Annotated in this window: 16 protein-coding genes; 13 read left to right on the top strand and 3 right to left on the bottom strand. The window is 65.7% G+C overall.

The annotated features are described in order from the left end of the window. Positions 1-96 precede the first annotated feature (96 nt). Both IEY49_RS10110 and IEY49_RS10105 read left to right on the top strand, forming a co-directional pair. The gene (locus IEY49_RS10110; RefSeq protein ID WP_189007710.1) at positions 97-1,521 is read left to right on the top strand and encodes an NADH-quinone oxidoreductase subunit M; all 1,425 of its coding nucleotides are present in this window, start codon (positions 97-99) and stop codon (positions 1,519-1,521) included. Continuing rightward, on the top strand, positions 1,522-2,979 hold the full coding sequence (locus IEY49_RS10105; RefSeq protein ID WP_189007707.1) for an NADH-quinone oxidoreductase subunit N: 1,458 nt from the start codon (positions 1,522-1,524) through the stop codon (positions 2,977-2,979). It begins immediately after the preceding gene. Positions 2,980-3,074: 95 nt separating this feature from the next. On the opposite strand, the gene IEY49_RS10100 is transcribed toward IEY49_RS10105, so the two are convergent. After that, the gene (locus IEY49_RS10100; protein ID WP_189007704.1) at positions 3,075-4,538 is read right to left on the bottom strand and encodes a CHASE2 domain-containing protein; all 1,464 of its coding nucleotides are present in this window, start codon (positions 4,536-4,538) and stop codon (positions 3,075-3,077) included. A 178-nt stretch (positions 4,539-4,716) separates the two neighbouring features. Between IEY49_RS10100 and abc-f the strand changes: the two genes are divergently transcribed. From abc-f to IEY49_RS10085, 3 genes are read left to right on the top strand one after another with little or no spacing between them, the layout of a single operon-like run. Beyond that, positions 4,717-6,609, top strand: a complete 1,893-nt coding sequence (gene abc-f / locus IEY49_RS10095; protein WP_189007701.1) for a ribosomal protection-like ABC-F family protein — start codon at positions 4,717-4,719, stop codon at positions 6,607-6,609. 13 nt (positions 6,610-6,622) lie between these two features. Continuing rightward, positions 6,623-6,994: a GlgC family sugar phosphate nucleotidyltransferase gene (locus IEY49_RS10090; RefSeq protein ID WP_189007699.1), complete on the top strand. Its 372-nt coding sequence runs from the start codon at positions 6,623-6,625 to the stop codon at positions 6,992-6,994. Positions 6,995-7,031: 37 nt separating this feature from the next. After that, positions 7,032-8,015 (top strand): acetylxylan esterase, encoded by a 984-nt coding sequence (locus IEY49_RS10085; protein WP_189007696.1) that lies wholly within the window; start codon positions 7,032-7,034, stop codon positions 8,013-8,015. A 139-nt stretch (positions 8,016-8,154) separates the two neighbouring features. Here IEY49_RS10085 and IEY49_RS10080 read toward each other — a convergent pair whose 3' ends face one another. Both IEY49_RS10080 and IEY49_RS10075 read right to left on the bottom strand, forming a co-directional pair. After that, the gene (locus IEY49_RS10080) at positions 8,155-9,522 is read right to left on the bottom strand and encodes an MATE family efflux transporter (RefSeq protein ID WP_229780729.1); all 1,368 of its coding nucleotides are present in this window, start codon (positions 9,520-9,522) and stop codon (positions 8,155-8,157) included. 439 nt (positions 9,523-9,961) lie between these two features. Then, positions 9,962-10,945 carry an aldo/keto reductase gene (locus IEY49_RS10075; RefSeq protein WP_189007693.1) on the bottom strand — a complete coding sequence of 328 codons (984 nt, stop codon included), beginning with the start codon at positions 10,943-10,945 and terminating at the stop codon, positions 9,962-9,964. 273 nt (positions 10,946-11,218) lie between these two features. Here IEY49_RS10075 and IEY49_RS10070 point away from each other — a divergent pair, with 273 nt between their 5' ends. From IEY49_RS10070 to IEY49_RS10035, 8 genes are all read left to right on the top strand, one after another. After that, positions 11,219-12,232 (top strand): LacI family DNA-binding transcriptional regulator, encoded by a 1,014-nt coding sequence (locus IEY49_RS10070; protein WP_308424657.1) that lies wholly within the window; start codon positions 11,219-11,221, stop codon positions 12,230-12,232. An 86-nt stretch (positions 12,233-12,318) separates the two neighbouring features. Then, complete coding sequence (locus IEY49_RS10065; RefSeq protein ID WP_189007687.1) at positions 12,319-13,566, top strand: ABC transporter substrate-binding protein; 1,248 nt, start codon at positions 12,319-12,321, stop codon at positions 13,564-13,566. A 105-nt stretch (positions 13,567-13,671) separates the two neighbouring features. Then, positions 13,672-14,649 carry a carbohydrate ABC transporter permease gene (locus tag IEY49_RS10060; RefSeq protein WP_189007684.1) on the top strand — a complete coding sequence of 326 codons (978 nt, stop codon included), beginning with the start codon at positions 13,672-13,674 and terminating at the stop codon, positions 14,647-14,649. Position 14,650: 1 nt separating this feature from the next. Further along, on the top strand, positions 14,651-15,538 hold the full coding sequence (locus IEY49_RS10055; protein WP_189007681.1) for a carbohydrate ABC transporter permease: 888 nt from the start codon (positions 14,651-14,653) through the stop codon (positions 15,536-15,538). 1 nt (position 15,539) lies between these two features. Continuing rightward, positions 15,540-16,802, top strand: coding sequence for a GH39 family glycosyl hydrolase (locus tag IEY49_RS10050; RefSeq protein ID WP_189007678.1), 1,263 nt, complete (start codon positions 15,540-15,542; stop codon positions 16,800-16,802). Positions 16,803-16,832: 30 nt separating this feature from the next. Beyond that, the gene (locus IEY49_RS10045) at positions 16,833-18,173 is read left to right on the top strand and encodes a GH1 family beta-glucosidase (RefSeq protein ID WP_189007676.1); all 1,341 of its coding nucleotides are present in this window, start codon (positions 16,833-16,835) and stop codon (positions 18,171-18,173) included. A 76-nt stretch (positions 18,174-18,249) separates the two neighbouring features. Continuing rightward, the gene (locus IEY49_RS10040) at positions 18,250-20,091 is read left to right on the top strand and encodes a glycoside hydrolase family 3 protein (protein WP_189007672.1); all 1,842 of its coding nucleotides are present in this window, start codon (positions 18,250-18,252) and stop codon (positions 20,089-20,091) included. 34 nt (positions 20,092-20,125) lie between these two features. After that, positions 20,126-22,255: a glycoside hydrolase family 3 protein gene (locus IEY49_RS10035; RefSeq protein WP_189007669.1), complete on the top strand. Its 2,130-nt coding sequence runs from the start codon at positions 20,126-20,128 to the stop codon at positions 22,253-22,255. Positions 22,256-22,298 lie beyond the last annotated feature (43 nt).

Below are 22,298 nucleotides of genomic sequence, written 5' to 3'. Positions count from 1 at the left end.
CACCGGATGGAGTGCTTCACGACCGGAAGCTGACTCTCTCCCTCTCCTTTCAGTCGGATTCCAAGGCCTGTGCCACGCCTTGTCATCGGAGCTTTCATGATCCACTTAATGATTTTCCTCCCGGTGCTGGGCTCGCTGCTGCTGATGGCCACGCCCCGGCGCTGGCGCGAGGAGGTCGCGGGCTTCATCGCGGCCCTCACGCTGGGCCTGGGCCTGCTTATCTGGCGCGCCGGCGGCACCGAGCTGTTCAGCATTCCCTGGATCGGTGCGCTGGGGGTGACCTACAGCGTGCAGCTCGACGGCGTGAGCCTCGCCCTGGCGCTGGTCACGGCCTTCATGTCCTTCATCGCCTGTCTGTACACGGCGCGGCGCATTCCCAACCCCGGCACGATGCTGGCGCTGATTCTGGGGATGGAAACGGGCCTGCTCGGTATTTTTGCGGCGCGTGACCTGATTCTGTTCTACGTCTTCTTCGAGGACGCCCTGATTCCGGCGCTGCTGATGCTGGCCATCTACGGCAAGGACCGTCGCATGAAGGCTCTGGTCAAGTTCGCGGCCTACACGTTGTTCGGCAGCCTGCTGATGCTGGTCAGCTTTATCGGCATCAAGTACCTGGGTGGCAGCCCCACCTTCGCCCTGTCCGATCTGCGGGCCAACCCGGTCCAGGGGGCCATGCAGACCTGGCTGTATATCGGCTTCCTGCTGGCCATGGCGGTCAAGCTGCCGCTGTGGCCGCTGCATGCCTGGTTACCGGATTTCCACGAGCAGAACCACGACAGCGGCATTCCGGATGTGATGGGCACCCTGTACAAGGTGGGGGGGTACGGCATCTTCCAGTTCGGCATCACGCTGTTTCCCGATGCCAGTCTGGAACTGCGCCCGATCCTGATGGGACTGGCGGCCTTCACGGCCCTGTATGCCGCCTGGATCGCCTTTCACCAGACTGACTGGAAGCGTTTGCTGGCCTATGCGGGGCTCTCGCACATGGGCTTCGTGGCGCTGGGCGTCTTTTCCCTGAACGAAACGGCCGTGATCGGCGCGATGTATCTGCTGGCCTTCCAGAACCTGTATACCGGGGCGCTGTTCCTGTCGGTGGGCATGCTGCAGGAACGTATCGGCAGCCTGGATACCCGGGTGGGCGGCGTGATGACCCAGGCGGGCGCCCTGGGCGGGCTCACCATGGCGCTGTGGTTTGCCAGCATCGCGGTGCCGGGGATGGCTGGCTTTATCGGTGAGTTCAGCATCCTGCTGGGTGCCTACCAGATCTCGCCGTGGCTGACCTTCATCGCCGGGATTACCACCATCGCAGCCGCCGCTTACGCGCTGACTGCCTTTCAAACCACCTTCTGGCAGGCCCGGCCGCTGGGAGGCGTGCGGGTCGCCGACCTGCAGCATGTCGAATGGCTGGTGCTGGGATTGCCGCTGGCAGTGGCGATCTTCTTCGGCATCTACAGCGCTCCGGCCCTCAACCTCATGCAGCCGGCGGTCAAGGCCGTGCTGAGTGCCCTGGGAGGCCAATAAATGCTCCCCACCCCCGAAGTCGCCCTCGCGCCGATCCTGCCGATCCTGATTGTCCTGGCGGGCGCCCTGGCAAGCACCATCCTGGGATTTCACATGCCCCGGCGGAACCTGACCATTATCAACCTCGTGCTGGTGGTGCTTTCGGGTATCAGCATGGGCACCCTGTGGAACAGTGGCGCACGCTCGTTCAACGGCGGGCTGCAGGCCGACAACGCCGCACTGCTGCTGGGGCTGGTCATTCTGGTCGGCACTTTCATGACCCTGCTGGTATCACTGGACACGGCCTGGCGTGCCCGGGTATCGTTTCCCGAACTCGATGCCATGCTGATGTATGCGGTGACCGGCTGCCTGCTGATCGCCTTTTCCGGCGACCTGATCGTCATGCTGATCGGGCTGGAAATCATGAGCCTCAGCGGATACGTCCTGGCCACCCTGCAGGACTCTCGCCGCTCCGAGGAATCCGGCCTGAAGTACTTCTTGCTGGGCTCGGTGGGCAGCGCCATCCTGATCTACGGCATGGCGCTGGTGTACGGCGCGACCGGCAGCTTCAACTACGCCGAGATCGCCCTGCGGGTCGGCACGGTCAGTAACCTCACGCCAGCGAATGTGGGCATCCTGGTGGGCGGCGGACTGCTGCTGCTGGCCGGATTCGCCTTCAAGGTGGCGCTGGCTCCCTTTCACCAGTGGACGCCGGACGTCTACAGTGGCGCGCCCACCAGCATCAGTCTGTTCCTGAGCACCGTGGTGAAGGTCGCGGCCTTCGCAGGCATGCTGCGTGTCTTCGGCGGCGCGCTGGCCGACGCACCGGGTTGGGCCAGCACCCTGCAGATCCTGACGGCCGCGACCCTGATCGTCGGAAACATGGCCGCGCTGCTGCAGACCAACTTCAAGCGGCTGCTGGCGTACTCTGCCGTGGCGCACACCGGCTTCCTGGCCATGGCGCTGCTGGGCACGCCGCAGCTGGGCGGGGCCGCGCTGGGCTACTACCTGCTGATCTACACCCTGACCACCGCCGCCGCGCTGGCCATCGTGGCCGCGCTCCAGCGCAGTGAAACCGGCATGGAGATCAGCGACCTGCGCGGGCTCTACTACCGGCACCCCGCGTACGCCGTGGCGCTGGCGGTCTGTCTGGCCTCACTGGCGGGTCTGCCTCCCTTTGCCGGCTTCTTCGGGAAATATCTGGCGTTTCAGGCCGCCTTCCAGAACGGCTACATGTGGCTGAGCGTGCTGGCTGCGCTGACCAGCGTGGCAGCCCTGGTGTACTACCTGCGCCCGGCCATGCTGCTGTTCATGCCCGACCGCACCCCGGCGCGCGAGTATGCCCACGGTCAGCGGCCTCCCACCAACTTCACGGTGGGGCTGGGGGTTGCTGGTGTGGTTCTGCTGGGTATTCTGCCCAACCTGTGGTATGGCTGGGTGGCCAATCCGGCGATCTGGCAGAGGCTTGCAGGTCAATAGGCAGGGCAGTCTTTATCAGCAGCAGGGGCCCGGCATGACTATGCCGGGCCCCTGCCTTCTTTGCTCAGAAGACATCCCTAATCCGGTGTTCCGGTTCAGCTTCGCTGACTACCTGTCAGCCGGGCCCGGAAGTGGTCGCGACTCGCCGCTTCCACCAGCTGCGCCGCCGAATCCATCTCAGGTGTGCTCAGGGCCGAGCCTACGTTGGCCTGCACGGGGACCTCCCGGTAGGTAAGCCCGCTCAGTGCTGCCCCGAGCCGCTCGCGCTGGCGCTGGAGTTCCGGTGCAGTCATGTTGTCCAGCAGCACCGCGAATTCGTCGGAACCCCAGCGGAACAGCAGGCCGTGGCGGCGCCTGGCCCGACCCAGACGGCTGGCCACTTCACGCAGCAACTCGTGCCCGGCTTCCCGCCCGTACAGGTCGGTGACCTGCCGGAACCCATTGATCTCCACCAGCACCAGTCCCAGGGGACGCTGGGACCGCGCGGGCCAGCGCTGCTCGGCGGCACGGGTGAAGGCCAGGCGGTTGCCGCAGCCAGTCAACGGATCGTGAGTGTTCAGCTGCCGCAGGTTCCAGATGCGTTCGGCAGCCACCAGCGCCGCGCCCAGCACTGCACACAGCGACAGCGTCACGGCCGGGAGCAGCACACCCAGCAGCCACAGCGGCACGCTCAAAGCCAGCAGCGCGAACGCCAGCCCATAGCCCCACAGTCCGCGCAACCGCACCGCGGCAACCAGCGTCAGCACACCCAGCAATGCCCGCAGCCACCGTGGGAAGGTCACGAAGGGAGCAGCGAGCTGGCTGGTGACCAGCCGCGCCTGCATGTGGACGCTGGGAATCGGAACGTGGTAGGGCCCGCGCACCTCGCGGCGACCCGGGCCGGTCAGGCCGATCAGGACCACCCGACCTTGCAGTTCACTGCGTGGCACCTCACCATTCACGACATTCCGGAAGGGAATGGCCGGCAGGCGTCCCGGGTCCGGACGTGTCAGGCGGATCAGGCGCCGGGTGGTGTCCAGTGGCACCTGGGCACCCGCAGCCCGCGCCAGCTGCCATGAAAATGCAGGCTGCAGTGTGTTGCCCCCTGAGAAGGCTGTTTGGTAACTGCGAACAATGTTGTCCCGGCTGAGAACCAGGGTGTCCGCGCCGGTGCTGACCTGTCCAGCAGGCGCGGGTGATTGGCCAGGCACCGTGGCCAGCACCACGTTTTTTCGCCCCTGTGCCGCGCCGAGTAGAGCACTGGCGCTCGACTGGTCAGCGAAAGGCAGGTCAATCCCTACAGCCCTGGCCCCCCCAGCTTCCAGGGTATCCACAGCCTGGGTGTACAGCCCCCTGGGCCAGCTGCTGACGGGTCCGTAATCCGCCACAGACGCGTCGTCTATGCCTACCACGACCACCTGTGGCCTCGTGGAAGTGGGCAGGGTACGGTTCAGCGCGTCCCACAGCCGGCCATTGCCCAGCTGAGGGAGCAGCAGGGACACCATCAGGGCCAGACCGATCCCTGCGGGCAGCGTGAACGTCTGCGGCGTCCGTCCGGGTAGCCACCTACCGGGCGTCATGCGCCTCTGAGGTGACAGTGGTGTGCCGGATCATTACTGAATGCGCCGGGGTCCCAAGGGCCTGATTGAGCCACAGGGCGGGAATAACTGGCGAACAGACCACCATCGCCTCAGTGTAAGCCAGCGCACGTAAGGCTGTACCGATATCCTGACCCAGGGGGGCCGTATACTGCGGGGCGTGCTTGTTGCCGTTCAGGACGCCATCAAAGATTACGGCCCGCTGACGGTGCTGAGTGACGTGACCTTCGCCGTTCAGCCCGGTGACCGGGTGGGTCTGGTGGGCCGCAACGGGGCCGGGAAAAGCACGCTGCTGAAACTGCTGACCGGTGAGATCGTGCCGGACGGCGGCGTGGTCAAGCGGGGGCCAGGTGTGCGGGTGCGGAACCTGCAGCAGGACCCGGTGTTTCCTGAAGGAGCCAGCATCGACAGTGTGCTGAACGCGGCCTTCAAGGACCTGGACGAGCTGGAAACCGAACTGCAGCAGGCAGCCGAGGCCATGGCCAGCGGGACCCCGGAAAGCGTGCTGCACCATGAAGAAGTTCTGGAGCACTATGTCCGCCGGGGCGGATTCGAGCGGCGCAGCCGCAAGGACGCGGTGCTGCTGGCCTTCGGATTCCGGGGCCGGGAGCATGATCTGGCGTCCAGCCTCAGTGGTGGAGAGCGGACCCGACTCGGGCTGGCGGCGCTGCTGGTCGAGAACCCGGACGTGCTGCTGCTCGACGAGCCGACCAACCACCTGGACATTGTGATGGTTGAGTGGCTTGAGGGCTTCCTTAGCCGGTATCCCGGCGCGGTACTGGTCATCAGCCACGACCGGACCTTTCTGGACAACGTGACCAATGAGACCGCCTATATCCGGGGCGGAACCCTGCGCGTGTATGCCGGCAACTACAGCAAATTCCGCGAGATGCTGGAGCAGGAGCAGGAACAGCAGGCCGCGCGCCACGCGGTAGAAAGCAAACAGATTGCCTCTTTGCAGTCCAGTGCCGACCGCATGAAGATCTGGGGCCTCGGCATGAGCAAGCTCGCCCGCCGCGCCAAGGCCATGCAGGCCAGGGTGGACCGCATGCAGGCACGTGCCACGGCCGCGCCGCCTGCCGAGGAACGCACCACCCGCATCACCTTTCACGCCCCGGAAAGTGGAGAGATCGTGCTGGACGCGCGCCACCTCACCCGCCGCCTGGGAGAGAGGACCCTGTTTTCTGATGTCAACGTGCAGGTCCGTCGCGGCGAACGGATTGCCATCATCGGTCGCAACGGGGCGGGGAAGACCACCCTGCTGCGCACCCTGCTGGGCCTGGACCGCGGCGACGAGGCCCGTGCCCGGATACTGACTGGCGCCCGCGTCACGGTCGGCTACTACGATCAGGCGCTGCGCGGCGTCGAGCCCCAGCAAACGCTGTATGACGTGGCCCGCGAGTATGTGCAAAAGGACCATGAAGCCCACGACCTGCTGGGCACCTTCATGTTTCCCTACGACCAGCACGACAAGCCCGCCCGCATCCTGTCGGGTGGTGAGCGGGCCCGTCTGGCCCTGCTCAAGCTGGCGCAGGAAGATCACAACCTGCTGGTTCTGGACGAGCCAACCAACCACCTGGACATGGAGATGGTTGAGGCCCTGGAAGAGGCGCTGAGTGCCTTTACCGGCACGCTGATCATGGTCAGCCACGACCGCGCCTTTATCGAGGGTCTGGCTGACCGCATCTGGCTGGTCGAGGACGGGCAGTTCTTCGAATATCCGGGCTGGGCAGACTACCGAGACAAGCATCCGACCTTCCTGGCGGCGCAGGCCGAGCGGAGTGCTCCGAAACCGGAACTCAGGCGGGCCCCTGCGCCCGCTGCAAAGGGCAAGGGCCTGTGGCACCTCAAGCGCGAGGTCGAGGCTATCGAGGCCGATATTGCCCGGCTGGAACAGCAGCTCGAAACCGCCCAGGCTGCCCTGGCCACCGCGCCCGCCGATGCGGATTTCGTGACTCTGGGACAGGCGGCGCATGATCTGGAGGTCCAGCTCGAAGCGAAGATGGAAGCCTGGAGTGCCAGCCAAGCCGAGGTTGAGGCAAAGGGCGGGTAACCACCGTCTTGTCATGGTCAGGCAGCTCCCCGTAATCTTCGGCCGCTGGTTCGGCGCCCGGTTCCGGAGAGGCCCAGCGCAGGCCGTCTCGCCGCAGTTGTGCTCCCGGCCCACGAGCCTGGACAGCTCCCGGCACACCATTCGCCGTGCCATCATCGACAAGAATGTGAAGGTTCCGCCGGGCGTTCAGGTTGGCGTGAACCTCCAGGAAGATCAGGAGCAGGGCCTGACGGTCACGGATAGTGGCATCGTGGTGGTACCCAGGTCGTTTTCTTCTGATCCTGCCGCAACGGTTGCGGGCAACACACTGGTTTTCTCCCGCGAGGAGCATGTGGAACACCGCGCGTTCGTATCGTTTCAGGCTCTGTGGGCGCGCCTCGGGTAAGCTCGTAGGGTGACCGTCACTTGCGGGGAGAGAATCAATGGCCTACTTTGACCTGCCGGAACATGAACTGCGCACGTACCGTCCCGAGCGGCGTGAGCCAGGGGATTTCGATACCTTCTGGACGTGGACGCTGCAGGAAGCGCAGGATCATGCCAGCGCGGCGACGTTCGAGCGTGTGCCCGTCCCGCTCACCAGTGTCGAGGTCCTTGATGTGGTGTTCAGCGGCGCGAACGGCGACCCGGTGCGCGGCTGGCTGATCCTGCCGCGCGACCGTGAGGGCCCGTTACCGTGCGTGGTCGAGTTCATCGGGTACGGGGGCGGGCGCGGGTTGCCGCACGAGTGGCTGCTGTACGCAAGCGCCGGGTACGCGCATTTCGTGATGGACACGCGAGGTCAGGGGAGCGGCTGGCGCAGTGGGGACACGGCTGACGCGGGCAGCGGGGGAGAGCCCCACCTGCCCGGTTTCATGACCCTTGGAATTCGTGACCCGAGAACGTACTATTACCGCCGCGTGTTCACCGACGCCGTCCGTGCCGTGATCACCGCACGTGAGCATCCCGCTGTGGACGCTGCTCGCGTGGCCGTGACGGGCGGCAGTCAGGGGGGGGGCATCGCCATTGCCGTCGCGGGGCTCGTCCCTGACGTGAGCGCGTGCCTGCCGGACGTGCCGTTCCTCTGTCACTTCGAGCGGGCCCTGCGCATCACGGACAGTTACCCGTACGGTGAAATTGCCCAGTACCTGCGCGTGCAGCGCCAGGCCACGGCGGATGTCATGACCACCCTGGCGTATTTCGACGGCATGCACTTCGCGACGCGTGCGCGTGCCACGGCACTGTTCAGCGTCGCCCTGATGGACGACATCTGCCCGCCCAGTACGGTCTTTGCGGCGTTCAATCATTACAGCGGACCGAAACGCATGGTGGAGTATCCGTTCAACCGGCACGAGGGCGGCCAGGCCCATCAGGACCTCGAGAAATTGAGGTTCCTGCTCGAGGTCGTCCCGCGGACGCCGCTGACCTGACGCGATGTCAGCGGCCGGGCAAGCATGGTGAACGCTGATCGTAGCGTTCGCCACGCGCCGACTTCACGTTCTGCTGGCACCGCCATGCAGGGGTGCACGCGCGGCCGGGCCTGGCGGGCAGGTGGGGTTTCAAGCAGGTTCAGGCGGCCTTCGCCGGTTCGCCCTGCGGGGGACTGAGCGTCTCCCACCGCACGTGCGTGACTCTCCGCGTGAAGAAGGAGGCTTTCACGACTTCGTCCGCGATGCGTCCCCAGAACACGCCCCACACGCCCAGTTCGAGTGGGAAGGCCAGCAGCCACGCGAGGGGCAGACCCACCAGGAACGGTCCGATGAGATCGCCGATGACGACGCCGCGAGCGTCGCCCCCGCTGGGCAGTACGCCCCCACCGAGGATCATGTTGCGGACCTTCACCACCTGGAACGCGGCGTTGATCAGCACACCCCAGAAGGCGACGTGCAGCGTCTGGGGGCTCACGTTCGGGTACAGAACGGGCAGGACGAACGCGCTGAGCGTGAAGAGCGCTCCGAAGCACAGCCCGGTGGTCACGCCGATCCGCTGGACGGTCTGCGCCCACCACCTGGCTCGCTCGGGTTCGCCACTGCCGACGGCGTGGCCGATCAGGGTCGTCGCGGCGGACATCAGGCCGTAGGATGCGACAATGAACACCCCTTCCAGCGACAGGACGATCTGACTTGCCGCGAGCGCGGACGTGCCGATCCGCCCGAAAAGCAGGGCGTACAGGAAGGACGCGCCACTCCAGGACAGCTGCGTCATCGCCAGCGGGAACGCCAGCGTCAGGAGGTGAGCGGACGTTATCCGCCACGCGGTGAGCGAGGGCGTCCATTTGAACGGTACGAGGCCGTGCGGGCGGTGCAGCAGCCAGAACAGCAGGGCCGCACGGACGGCCTGAGCAATCACGTTCGCGAGGGCAGCGCCCGGCAGGCCCAGTTCCGGGATTGGGCCGACGCCCAGCAGGAGGGCGTACGCGAGCGTGCCGTTCAGGAGGACCGCGAGCATCGACACGACCATCGGCGTGCGGGCGTGCCCGAGCGAACGGAAGGCTCCGCTGGTCACGGCAGCGTGAACCATGAACGGGAGTGACAGGACGGTCAGCTGAAAGTACGCGGCGCCCGCCTGCGCGACGTCAAGGGGAGCACCCAGAGTCTTGAGCACCGACCCCGCCAGGAGCGCGGCGGGCAGGCAGAGGGCGAGCGTGCAGGCGAACGCGAGTGCTTCGGCAGTGGTGGTGACACGGGCGACGCGGTCATGGTCGTGCGCGCCGTGGGCGCGGGCCACGAGAATTGCGGCGGCCGCGCCGATAGTGCTGAAGCTGACCAGGATCACCAGAACGAGACTGTTGACGAGACCGGCGGCTGCAAGGGCAAGCGTGCCGAGTACGCCAACAGCGAGTTGCACCGCGAAGGTCAAGACCAGTTGAAAGACCATCTCCAGGCTGGTAGGGACGGCAATCCGGGCGATGCTGCGTAGGGCGTCGGGGTGATTCAAGCGAACTCCGGAAGCGCGGCAGCACGGCAGCCACGCGGCGCAGGGCGGTGCCCGACCTAATGGGGGCGCTGTCGTAAAGCAGAAGGGGTGGTTGGAGGAAACGGGAACGCGTATGTGGAGGGTGGATGCTTGAAGTTTCTGGAGTGGTGCCGGACCGCCCGTGGGCCGCTGGCGTCAGACGCGTCTGAGCGGCGCTGGGATGACGGCTGTGCGCGTCCTCGCGCGACGGGGGATTTCGGCCGGGCGTTCGGGTACAGTTCGGTCAGAAGGTCGAGCAGGCGGGCGTGAACGCGCAGGGGCGTGGCGTCGCCGTGCCGCTCAGGGTGCAGGTCGTTGGAGGTCAGCCAGTTCATGTGCTCTGCGGTGGAGGGGCGGCTCGCGGACAGGGGGGCGCCGTGCGAGACGGGCCCGGACTGAGACGTGCGTGTGGCCTGCAGGGTCACCAGAGTGCGTGCACCTGTTCACGGATCAGTTCGTCGTACACCTGCTGGACGCGGCGCATCTGCTCCTCGCTGAGGGCCGGGAGGTCTGCGGCGGCCACGTTGTCTTCCACCTGACGCGGGTTCCTCGCGCCGGGAATGGCGCAGGTGACGTCCGGGAACATCAGGATCCAGCGGAGGGCGAACTGCGCGAGGGTGGCGCCATCCGCGACCAGGGGGCGCAGGCGCTGTACAGCCGCGAGTCCTGTTTCGTAGTCCACGCCGGAGAATGTCTCGCCCCGGTCGAAGGCTTCACCGTTGCGGTTGAAGTTGCGGTGGTCATCCTGTTCAAAGGTGGTCTTGCCCGTCAGTTTGCCGGTGAGCAGTCCACTGGCGAGGGGGACGCGCGCGATGATGCCCACTTCACGTTCTCGAGCGGCAGCGAAGAACTGCTCGGCGGGTTTCATGCGGAAGGCATTGAAGATGATCTGAACGCTCGCGACGTTCGAGTGCTCGATGGCCGTGAGGGCCTCGTCCACCGTTTCGACACTCACGCCGTACGCGCGTAGCAGTCCTTCGCGCACGAAGTCGTCGAGAATGCCGTAGACCTCGTCGCGTTCGTACACTTCTGACGGTGGGCAGTGGAGTTGCAGCAGGTCGACGGTCTCGGCTTCGAGGTTGCGCAGGCTCCGCTCGATGAAGCTGCGGAGGTTCTCGCGGTTGTACCCGGCCGCAGTGTGAGGGTTGAGGCGTCGTCCGGCTTTGGTGGCGACGTAGAAGGAATCGGATCGCTCACGGCGGAGCCTGGCGATCAGGCGTTCGCTGTGTCCGTCACCATACACGTCGGCCGTGTCGATAAAGTTGACGCCAAGGTCGAGTGCGCGGTGTAGGGCGTGCATGCTGTCCTCGTCGCGCGTTTCACCCCAGGTTCCTCCGATGGCCCACGCGCCGAAGCTGATGGTCGAAATCTGATAGCCAGTCTTGCCGAGAGTGCGGTATTGCATGCGACCTCCGTGGTTTGGGCGCGCGAATGAAGAGCAGCGGGTCCTCGTGCACTGAATCGTTACAGACAGGGTTGTACCACATTCTGAATGGGCTTTCAAAAGTGCAGGCCGCTCAGGCCAGGGTGCCAGGAGGCCACAAATGTCAGGGAATTGCGGTAAAGACGCGCGGAAAAATAAGCTGCGTTCGTTCCACTTTCAGCCTTCTCGCCATGGGAGCTTGACACCGCTTTCATAGGGGATTAATCTGCCAGTGTAACCAGTATGGAATCAAGTGTGACGCTCGCAGAAGTTGCGCGCCAGGCGGGGGTTTCCTCCAGCACGGTGTCCAGGATCCTCAATGGCACGACTAACGTCAGTCACGCCAAACGGGAAGCCGTCGAACGGGCCATTACCGCGCTGAATTACAAACCGAACGTCCTTGCCCGCAACCTCGCCCGCGGGCGAACCATGAACATCGGCGTGCTCACGCAGGACATCTCCAGTCCGTTCTACGGCGATATGCTGCGCGGCATTGAGCAGGGCCTGGCGGGAAGTGGTTACCTTCCCATCTTCGCCGACGGCCACTGGCACGCCGAGGAGGAAAATGCGGCCATCGACGTGCTCCTCAGTCACAAGACCGACGCCATGATCGTCCTTGGCGGAGCCATTCCCGACCAGCGGCTGATCGAGGTAGCGGCGCAGGTTCCGCTGATCGTCTTCGGGCGCGATATTCATCAGCTGCCTGGCCAGTGCCTGAAGATCGACAACGAGCAGGGCGCCTACCTTCTCACCAGGCACCTGATCGAATTCGGTCATCAGCGGATTGCGCACATTGCCGGGCCGTCCGCGCACCGGGATGCCCGCGACCGGCTGAGCGGGTACAAGACTGCTCTCGAAGAAGCAGGACTCCCGTTCATTCCTGAACTCGTCCTGGAAGGGGACTTCCTGGAAACGTCGGGGTTCGTGGCCGCTACGCGGCTGTTCGAGGGCCGCGAGATGTTCAGCGCCATTTTTGCCGCGAACGACCAGATGGCGTATGGTGCACGACTCGCCCTGTACCGCAAGGGAGTCCGCGTTCCAGACGACATTTCCCTGGTCGGTTTCGATGACCTGCCCAGTTCCACCTACACCACCCCACCGCTCACGACAGTACGCCAGCCCACCTACGAACTGGGGATCACCCTTGCCCAGAGCATGTTAAGAATGCTTTCAGGTGAGCGTGCTAATCTTCCGGATATCAAACCACAACTCGTGATCCGCGAGTCCACCGTGATGTTGCGGTATTCCGCCAGCACACATAGGAGGTAAGGGAACCTATTGATGACCAAAGCAATTAGTCTCGCATCTGAAAGCGCTTTCAAAACCCAGTCATCCTTTCACTTCAGGAGTGAATCATGAAAAAAGGTCTGATGTTCCTCGCCACCCTTGCCCTCGCCTCCAGTGCGCTCGCCCAGAAGCAGACGATCACCGTCGGCGTCTACCCCAACCTTGACGACGTTGTGAAAGCCGCTATCCCCGGCTTTGTCAAGGCGAACCCCAACATCGACGTGAAGCTCGTCGTCCTCGAATGGGCCGACCACCACAACGCCCTCACCACGGCCCTCGCCACCGGCGCCGGCGCGCAGGACGTCGTTGCCGTCGACTTCGGCTACGTTGCGAAGTTTGCCGAGGGCGCCGGGCTCGAGAACCTCGCCAGGGCCCCCTACAACGGCAACACCCTCAAAAACCGGTTCGTCACCTACACCTTCCCACAGGCCACCCACCAGGGCCGCCTGGTCGCCATTCCCACCGACATCGGCCCCGGCACCATGTACTACCGCACCGACATGCTGAAAAAAGCTGGCGTGACTCCGGCCGACCTGAACCGCAGCTGGGACTCGTACATCACGAACGGCAGGAAAGTCGTCGCCGCCAACCCCGGCAGCTTCCTGATCCCCGACGCATCTACCGTTGCCAGCATCATCATCCGCACGAACATCCCCGCCGGGCAGGGCGTCTACTTCGACAAAGCGAACAAGGTCCTCGTCGGCCCCGAGAACAAGCGCTTCATGGACGCCTGCACTACCGCCAAGAAGGTCCGTGACGCCAAACTCGACGCCCGCGCCGGCGGCGCCTTCTCCCCCGAGTGGATCACCGCCTTCCAGAAAGGCAACCTCGCCACCGAATTCAGCGGCGCCTGGCTCGCCGGTCACCTGCAGAACTGGCTCGCCAAGGACTTTGCGGGCAAGTGGAACGTCCAGCAGCTTCCCGGCGGCACCTTCGCGTCATGGGGCGGCAGCTTCTACGCCATCCCCACCCAAAGCAAGAACAAGGCCGCCGCGTGGCAGTTCATCAACTACATGACCACCAACCGCGACCAGCAGGTCCTTGCGTTCAAGACGACCGGCGCGTTCCCCGCCCTCAAGGCCGCGAACAACGCACCCCTCTTCAATGAGGGCGTCCCGTACCTCGCGAACCAGAAAGCCCGCGTCCTGTGGCGCAACGCGGCCACCAGAATCCAGCCGCTTGAAGTGCACAGGCAGGACCCCATCGCCGAGGAGATCGTCAACACCGCCATCGGCAGCGTCCTCGACGGCTCGCGTGACTGCAACGCTGCCCTCGCGGAAGCCAAGCAGCTCATCGAGCGCCGCGCCCGCCGGTAAATCTTAGCCAGGCACCGGATTCATGATCTCGCCACGCGCGGGGCCTGAATCCCCACCCCAACACCCGCGGGGGTTCGCCCCCCGGGTGTTTTTTTAGGAGTTCCCGTGCAAGCTCACGCACCCACATCCCGCGAACGCCTGCCCCTCGCCGCCCGCTGGGACAACTTCCAGCGCAAATACGCGCCCTACATCTTCATCAGCCCGTTCTTCATCCTGTTCCTGGCGTTCGGACTCTTCCCGATCGTGTTCATGTTCTACCTCTCCTTCCAGTACTGGGCGCCCGCCGCGGGTCTGGGCGCCATGGAGTACGTGGGACTCGAAAATTACCGCGATAACCTCACCGACCCGATGTTCTGGGACTCGCTGAAGAACACCCTCGCCATTGGCATCATGTCCGGCGTTCCACAGCACCTGATTGCCATCCCCCTGGCATTTGCCATCAACACGGGCCTCAAACGCCTGCAGGGTCCGCTCACGTCCATTTACTTCCTGCCCTACATCACCAGCGTCGTGGCCATCAGCGTCACCTTCTTCACGCTGTTCAGCTGGCAGTACGGCGTGGTGAACGCCGTCCTCGGCAGCCTGCACAATCTCCCCCTGATCGGCGGGCTCTTCCCGGCCGAGAAGGTCAACTGGCTGGGCTCACGCGACTTCATCCAGCCCGCCATTGCCGCCGTCGTCATCTGGCGCTTCACCGGCTGGAACGTCGTGCTGTACCTCGCGGGGCTGCAGGCCATTCCCAAGGAACTGTACGAAGCGGCCAGCGTGGACGGCGCCACCAAAATCCAGCAGTTCCGGTTCATTACCCTGCCCCTGCTGCGCCCCATGATGTTCCTCGCCATGACCCTGACCTTGATCGGCAACCTGCAGCTGTTCGAGGAGCCGTTCATTCTCACCAACGGCACCGGCGGGCCCGGCCAGGAAGGCACGACTGCGGTGATGTACATGCTGCGCACCTACACCAACTACAGTGAAGCCGGACTCGCCGCCGCCATGGCGTGGCTGCTCTTCATCGTCATCCTGGTCCTGACCCTGATCAACAACCGCATCTTCGGCCGCAGCGGCCTCGCCGGGAAGGACTGAAATGGCCATATCCACGCCCAACGCCAAGACCAATGCCACGACCCGTCACCGCAGGCGCGTCAGCGGCACCCGCCCGCTCACCCGCGGCGGCGCGTACCTGCTCCTCGCGCTCGGCGCGCTCCTCACCCTCGCGCCCTTCTACTTCATGTTCGTGTTCGCCACGCACGACCGCTCCGAAATCTTCCACATCCCACCGCCCATCTGGTTCGGGGACAACGCCACCATCAACTACAACAACCTCATTGAACGCGTCCCGTTCTGGCGAGGACTCTGGAACAGCCTGTACCTGGCCATCATGACCACCGTCACGACCCTATTCTTCTGCTCCCTCGCCGGGCTCGCCTTCGCGATGTACACCTTCAAGGGCCGCGAGTTCCTGTTCGCGATCGTGCTGGCGACGCTGCTGATCCCCACTGCGCTGAATATCGTGCCGTTCGCGCTGATCATGCAGGCGATCGGCTGGATCGACACGCCCCGTGCACTGTGGGTGCCTGGCATGGCCGGCGCATTCGGCATCTTCCTGATGCGCCAGTACATCGGGAGTGCCATACCGAAAGAACTGATGGAGGCAGGCCGTATCGACGGGGCCAGTGAATTCGGTATCTACCGCCGCATCATTTTGCCCCTGTGCGGTCCGGCCCTCGGCACGCTCGGGATGATCACCTTCATCGGCTCGTGGAACAGCTTCGTCGGACCGCTCATCATCTTCCGTTCCGCGGAAACCTACACCGCGCCGCTCCTGATCCGCAGTCTTCAGGCCGTCGCGAACACCGACTGGGGCGCACTGATGGTCGGCGTGGCCCTGACCGTGCTGCCGCTGCTGGTGATCTTCGCGTTCGCCTCACGACAGTTGATCGAGGGGCTCACTTCCGGGTCACTCAAAGGGTGACGTGAAACGCCTCGCGCTCCTCCTCATGCTCGGCATGGCCGGCGCCACGAGCACGGCGCCCGCTACCCTCACCCTCACCGGCGAGGCGAGGCCCATCGCGGCCCTGGCGGTAAACGGCTTCAACACCAGCTGGCAGATGCCGCTCGTCGAGGCGCTTGACGCCGTGCGTTCCGTGGCGCCCACATCCATCCGTTTTCCCGGGGGGAACGTCGGCGACGACCACGACCTGACCGAGCAGAGCCTGCGCAACTACAAAGTCAGCCTCGCCCTCACGGGCACGAATACCAAAGCCATCGTGCAGACGCGCGTGTTCGCCACCCGCGCCGAAGCGCGCAACCGCCCGGAAGACGCCGGGCAGGCCGCCCGAACCGCCAGGGACATCGGCCTGAACGTCGCATACTGGGAGATCGGCAACGAACCCGACCTGTACGCCACCAACCGCGGCGACCCCAGCTGGACTCCCGAGAAGTACTGCCAGGTGTTCCGCGCCCAGCGCGAAGCCATCCTGAAAGCCGACCCCGGCGCAAAAATCGCCGGGCCCGCCACGTCCAAGGGGACTGGCTCCGCCATGAACTACCTTGAGCGGTTCATCCGCGCGTGTGGGGACGTCGTGGATCTCGTCACCTGGCACGAGTACCCCACCGACGGGTCCGCGGCCGACGAAGTGGCTCTCGCGACCGCGCCCGACGTGAGCGCGCGCGTGGACCAGGTTCGCGAACTCCTGCGCGACCCGCAGCGCAACCCCCTCGGGCACCAGCGCGACTATCAGCTGGGCGTGACCGAGTACAGCCTCTCATGGCGCTCGCAGGGCCCCCACCTCGCCGATCAGGTCGCCGCACTGTGGGCCGCCGAGACGACCCTGCGCCTCGCGGACGCGGGCGCGGACGTCAGCAGCTACTTCGCCATCATCGCCGCCGGCAACCATGGCCTGGTCGACCTGGCCGGCATTCCCCGCCCGACGCTGTACGCCTTTCAGCAGCTCAGGCACTACCGTGGAGAAGCGCTCACCATCCGTTCCAGTGACCCTGCCCTGTGGGTACACGCGGCGCGCCACGCGAACACCGTGCAGCTGCTGATCACCAACACCAGCACCGCGCCGCGGCCCGTCGCGACCGAGCTTCCCGGCTACCAGCTGATCGGCGCGAAGACCTTCACGCAGCAGACAGTGGCGGACGAAGCGGACTTCATCCGCCTGAAGCTCGGCCCGGCAGCCGATCTGCCTGGACGTTCCCTCACGCGACTCGCCTACAAACGCCTCCCGTAACGCTGACTTCATCACCCGAGGAACATCATCATGACCATCAAACGAACAGACTTCCCAGACAACTTCATCTTCGGCGTGGCCACATCCTCGTACCAGATCGAAGGGGCCACCAACGAGGACGGACGCGGTGACAGCATCTGGGACACCTTCTGCCGTGAGCCTGGCCGCATCCAGGACGGCACGGGCGGCGACGTCGCCTGCGACCACTACCACCTGTGGCCGCAGGACCTCGATCTGATCCAGTCCCTGGGCGTCGACGCGTACCGCTTCAGCGTCGCCTGGCCGCGCATTCAGCCCGACGGGAAAGGCCCCGTCAACCAGAAGGGGCTGGACTTCTACGAGCGTCTGGTGGACGGCATGCTCGAACGAGGCCTGCAACCGTACCTGACCCTGTACCACTGGGACCTCCCGCAGACCCTGCAGGACGAGGGTGGCTGGGTCAACCGTGAGACGGCGTACCGCTTCGCGGAGTACGCGCGCGTTGTCGCCGAGCGCCTCGGCGGGCGCGTGAGAAGCTACGCCACCCTGAATGAGCCATGGTGCAGCAGCATCCTCAGCTACCAGATCGGTGAGCACGCACCGGGCCTGCAGGACCGCCGCGCCGCCCTCGCCGCCGCGCACCATCTGCTCCTCGGTCACGGCGAGGCCGTCAAGGTCATGCGCGACATCGTGCCCGGCAGCAGCCTGGGCATCGTCCTGAACCTGCAGCCCGCCTACCCCGCGTCGGACAGGGAAGAGGACGTGGCGGCCGCGCGGTTCGCAGACGGGACGTTCAATCGCTGGTTCCTGGATCCCATCTTCCGCGGCGAGTACCCCGCAGATATCTGGGACGCGTACGGTGAGGACGTGCCGACCGTGCAGGACGGGGATTTTGCGGCGACCTCGCAGCCCATCGACTTCCTGGGCGTGAATTACTACAGCCGCAGCGTCAACGGCGCCACCGGGAACGTCCGGCCCAGTGAGTCGAGCTACACGCACATGGGCTGGGAAGTGTACCCGCAGGGCCTGACGGACCTGCTTGTGCGCATCAACCACGACTACACCGTCCCGCCGGTCTACATCACCGAGAACGGCGCCGCCTACCCCGACGAACTCGAAGGTGGCCGCGTGCACGACGCGCAGCGCGTGGAGTATTTCAAAGCGCACGTGCAGGCAACTTCAGACGCGGTGCAGCAGGGCGTGAACGTCGCCGGATACTTCGCGTGGAGTCTGATGGACAACTTTGAGTGGGCGTTCGGGTACAGCCGCCGGTTCGGGATGGTGTACGTCGATTACGGCAACCAGCAGCGCATTCTCAAGGACAGCGCGAAATGGTACCAGACGCTCGTGACCCGGCAGGATGCGGGCGTCGCGCTGCCCGCCGACGACTGACCACTCCGTGCCGGGGGCCCGCGAATGAACAAGGCGTTCCGGCGCGGGCCCCCGGCTCCACATTGAAGGAGGGGCCATGACCCAGCCACATCCCCTGAACGAAGAAGGTCGGGCGCTCGTCGAGCGTCTGCTGCGCGATATGACGCTGAGCGAGAAGGCCGGGCAGATGACGCAGCCGGAGAAGAACAGCGTCAAACAAGGCGACGTCACTCGCCTCTCTCTCGGCTCGGTCCTTAGCGGCGGCGGCGGCAATCCCGACCCCAACACCCCCCACGCCTGGCGGGAGATGGTCGGCGCCTACCTCCACGAAGCCCGCTCCTCCCGACTGGGCATCCCCCTGCTGTACGGCGTGGACGCTGTGCACGGCCACAACAACGTTGTCGGCACGACCATCTTCCCCCACAACATCGCCCTGGGCGCCACCCGCGACGCCGATCTGGTGCGCCGCATCGGCCGCGCCACCGCCCTGGAAGTCGCCGCCACCAACGTCAGATGGAACTTTGCGCCCGCCGTGAGCATGCCCCACGACCTCCGCTGGGGCCGCACGTACGAAGGCTACGGCCAGGACCCCCAACTCGTGAGTGAACTCGCCAGCGCGTACGTGCAGGGCCTGCGCGGTGCAGCGTGGAACGACCCCACGGCCGTGCTGCCCAGCGTGAAGCACTTCATCGCCGACGGTCACACCAGCTGGGGATCGTCCACCCGCGTGGACCGGAACGCGCTGGACGTGGACCGCACCCTCGCCATTGCGCAGATGGGTGAGGGGTTCATGGAGCTGCTCGATCAGGGCGCGTGGCAGCTCGATCAGGGGGACAGCCGCATCGACGAGGCAACGCTGCGGGCCGTGCACCTCCCGCCGTACCGGGCGGCCATTGAGGCGGGCGCGCTGAACGTCATGGCGTCGTTCAGCTCCTGGAACGGCCTGAAGATGCACGGGCACCGCTACCTGCTCACCGACGTCCTCAAGGGTGAGCTGGGCTTTGAGGGGTTCGTGGTGAGCGACTGGGAAGCCATCGACCAGCTGCACCCCGGTGATTACCACCGTTGCGTCGCCGACGCCATCAACGCGGGCGTCGACATGGTCATGGTCCCTTTCGACTACGAGAAGTTTATCGGCACACTCGTCGCGGCCGTACAGTGTGGCGACGTCACGCAGGAGCGCATTGACGACGCGGTTCGCCGCATTCTCACCGCCAAGGTCGTGCTGGGATTGTTCGACATACCGGAAACGGACCCGGCGCTGCTGAACGTGGTGGGCTGCGCAGAGCACCGTGCGCTCGCGCGGGAAGCGGTTCGCAAGTCCCTGGTGCTGCTCAGGAACGAAGGAAATGTCCTCCCACTCAGTGACAACACACCCACTGTCCTGGTAGCGGGCAGCGCCGCAGACGACATGGGCGCGCAATGCGGCGGGTGGACGATCACCTGGATGGGCGGTCACGGTCCCATCACGCCCGGCACCAGCATTCTCGAAGGCTTCCAGCGTGCCCTCCCCGGAAGGGTGAACTACAGCGCCGACGGACAGGTGGACGCGCGCTACCCGGTGGGCATTGCGGTCGTTGCGGAAGAACCGTACGCCGAAGGCATGGGCGACCGGGCAGAACTTCGCCTCGACGCGCAGCAACTCAGGATGCTCGCGCGCGTGCGCGAACAGTGCGACCGTCTCGTGGTGGTGCTGCTGTCGGGGCGTCCGCTGATCATCACCGACGAGCTTCCCCAGTGGGACGCATTCGTCGCTGCGTGGCTGCCCGGCACGGAAGGGGACGGTGTGACCGACGTGCTGCTGGGACGCGCGCCATTCACGGGCACGCTCAGCGTGGACTGGCCCCGCACTCACGCGGACCTGCCCCGTACGGACGCCAGTGCAAGCCTCTGGGACCTTGGCGCGGGAATCACCACCGTGCGTACTGCTGCTGACTGACCCGCCACCGTCCATTACCCCTGAAGGGAGCCTGATGCGTAAAACCCTCCTGATGGCCCTGCTCCTTGCCGCCTCCACGGCACTCGCGCAGACGCACCCGTACCTTGATACCCGACTTCCCGTGGAACAGCGCGTGCAGGACCTGCTGAACCGCATGACCCTCGAAGAGAAGGTCGGGCAGCTCACGCAGATCAACGTGCAACGCCTGATGGGCCGCGACGAGTGGGACCGTGGCCCCCTCAATCCCGAATGGCTCGACCGCATCCTTGCGAAGCAGCACGTCGGCTCGCTCCTCAGTGGCGGCGGCGCGGCGCCCCAGCCGAACACACCCGAGGCGTGGGCGCGCATGACCAACGACCTGCAGCGCTACGCGCTTACGCACTCGCGCCTCAAGATTCCCATCCTCTACGGCGTGGACGCTGTACACGGGCACAACAACGTTATTGGCGCGACGATGTTCCCGCACAACATCGGTCTGGGCGCGACCTTTGACACGAAGTTTCCGCACCAGATTGGGGAAGTCACCGCGCGGGCGCTGCGCGCCACGGGCATCACCTGGAACTTCGCTCCCGACGCGGACATGGGCCGCGACCCGCGCTGGGGTCGGTTCTACGAAACGTGGGGGGAGGACCCCGTACTCGCGTCCGAGATGGTCGCGGCCAACGTGCGTGGCCTGCAGGGACCGGCCCTCGGTCCGGATTCCGTCGCCGCCACCGTCAAGCACTTCATCGGGTACGGTTCACCGGTGGGTGGCAAGGACCGCGCCGACGCGCGCATCACCAGCGCGCAATTGCGCGGCGTTCACCTGCCGCCCTTCCAGGCGGGCCTCACCGCAGGCGCGGCGACGGTGATGGTCAACAGCGGGTCCGTGAACGGCGTGCCCGCCCACGCGTCCGGTGAACTCCTCACGAACCTCCTGCGCGGCGACCTCGGCTTTCGTGGCATCACGGTATCCGACTGGGAGGACGTCAGGAAACTCCAGACGGTCCACAAGGTCGCGCCCACGTACCGTGACGCCGTGCGAATGGCACTCGCAGCCGGGGTGGACGTCTCCATGGTCCCACATGACGCGGAAGGCTTCACGAGCGCCGTCCTCGACCTCGTAAAGAGCGGGGACCTGCCCGCCGGGCGTGTGGACGAGGCTGCCGCGCGTGTTCTTGCCCTCAAGTTCAGGCTCGGCCTGTTCGAGCAGCCCTTTGCGGATGCTCAGAAAGCCAGCGCGGCCGTCACGGCCGGCACCGACCTGGCCCTTCGTGCGGCCCGGCAGTCCATCACCCTGCTGGCAAGTGACGGCCGGACGCTGCCGCTCGGTGAGAGGGCCAGGCGCGTCCTCGTCGTCGGTGAGCGGGCGCGCGACCCGCGCTCGCAGCTGGGCGGCTGGACCATCGGCTGGCAGGGCCTGCCGAAGAACGAGGACACCCGCGCCATCACCATTCTCGACGGGATGAAGCAGGTGGTGCCGAAAGGCACACAGCTTCGGTACAGCGCAGGCGTGCCCGGTCAGCCCGACGCGGACGCACTGGTCGTCGTGGTTGGCGAACCCCCACACGCGGAAGGCGAGGCGGACAACCCCACGCTCGCCCTGCCCGCGGCGGACCTCGCGCTCCTGCGAGAAGCCACCGCAAGCGGCAAGCCCGTCGTGGCGGTGCTGCTGGCCGGGCGGCCCATCGTCATTCCCGATGATGTCCGAACGCGCCTTGCCGCGTTCGTGATGGCGTATCTGCCCGGCAGTGAAGGCGGGCGGGCCGTCGCGGACGTCCTGTACGGCAACACCAGCCCCAGCGGTCGCCTGCCGTTCACGTGGCCGATGGCCGCCGCGCACGTTCCCGCTCCGTACGACGAGCCGGGCCGGAGCGGCGCGCCGCTCTACGCCTTCGGGCACGGGCTGAGCTACACGACCTTCGCGTACCGTGACCTGCGGGCGACGCGTGACGCCGTGACGGTTACCGTCGCGAACACCGGGCGGGTGGCGGGGTCGCACAGTGTCCTCGCCTTCGCGCGGCCCCAGGGAAGCACGTCGCCCGCGCGTCTCGTCACGTTCGGGCGTGTCGTGCTGCAACCCGGCGAGTCCCGCGTTCTGACGCTCGCCCTGCCGCTCGGTCGTTTGCCCGCCCCGAACGTGAGCATCCACGTGGGTGACCTGCACGCCACCACCATCGATTGACACCCAAACCGCACCCTCAAACGCGGAGTGGACCCACATCACG

The sequence above is a fragment of the Deinococcus malanensis genome (assembly GCF_014647655.1).
In the GTDB taxonomy this organism is placed as follows: domain Bacteria; phylum Deinococcota; class Deinococci; order Deinococcales; family Deinococcaceae; genus Deinococcus; species Deinococcus malanensis.
This window is presented reverse-complemented; position numbering and strand designations above follow the sequence as displayed.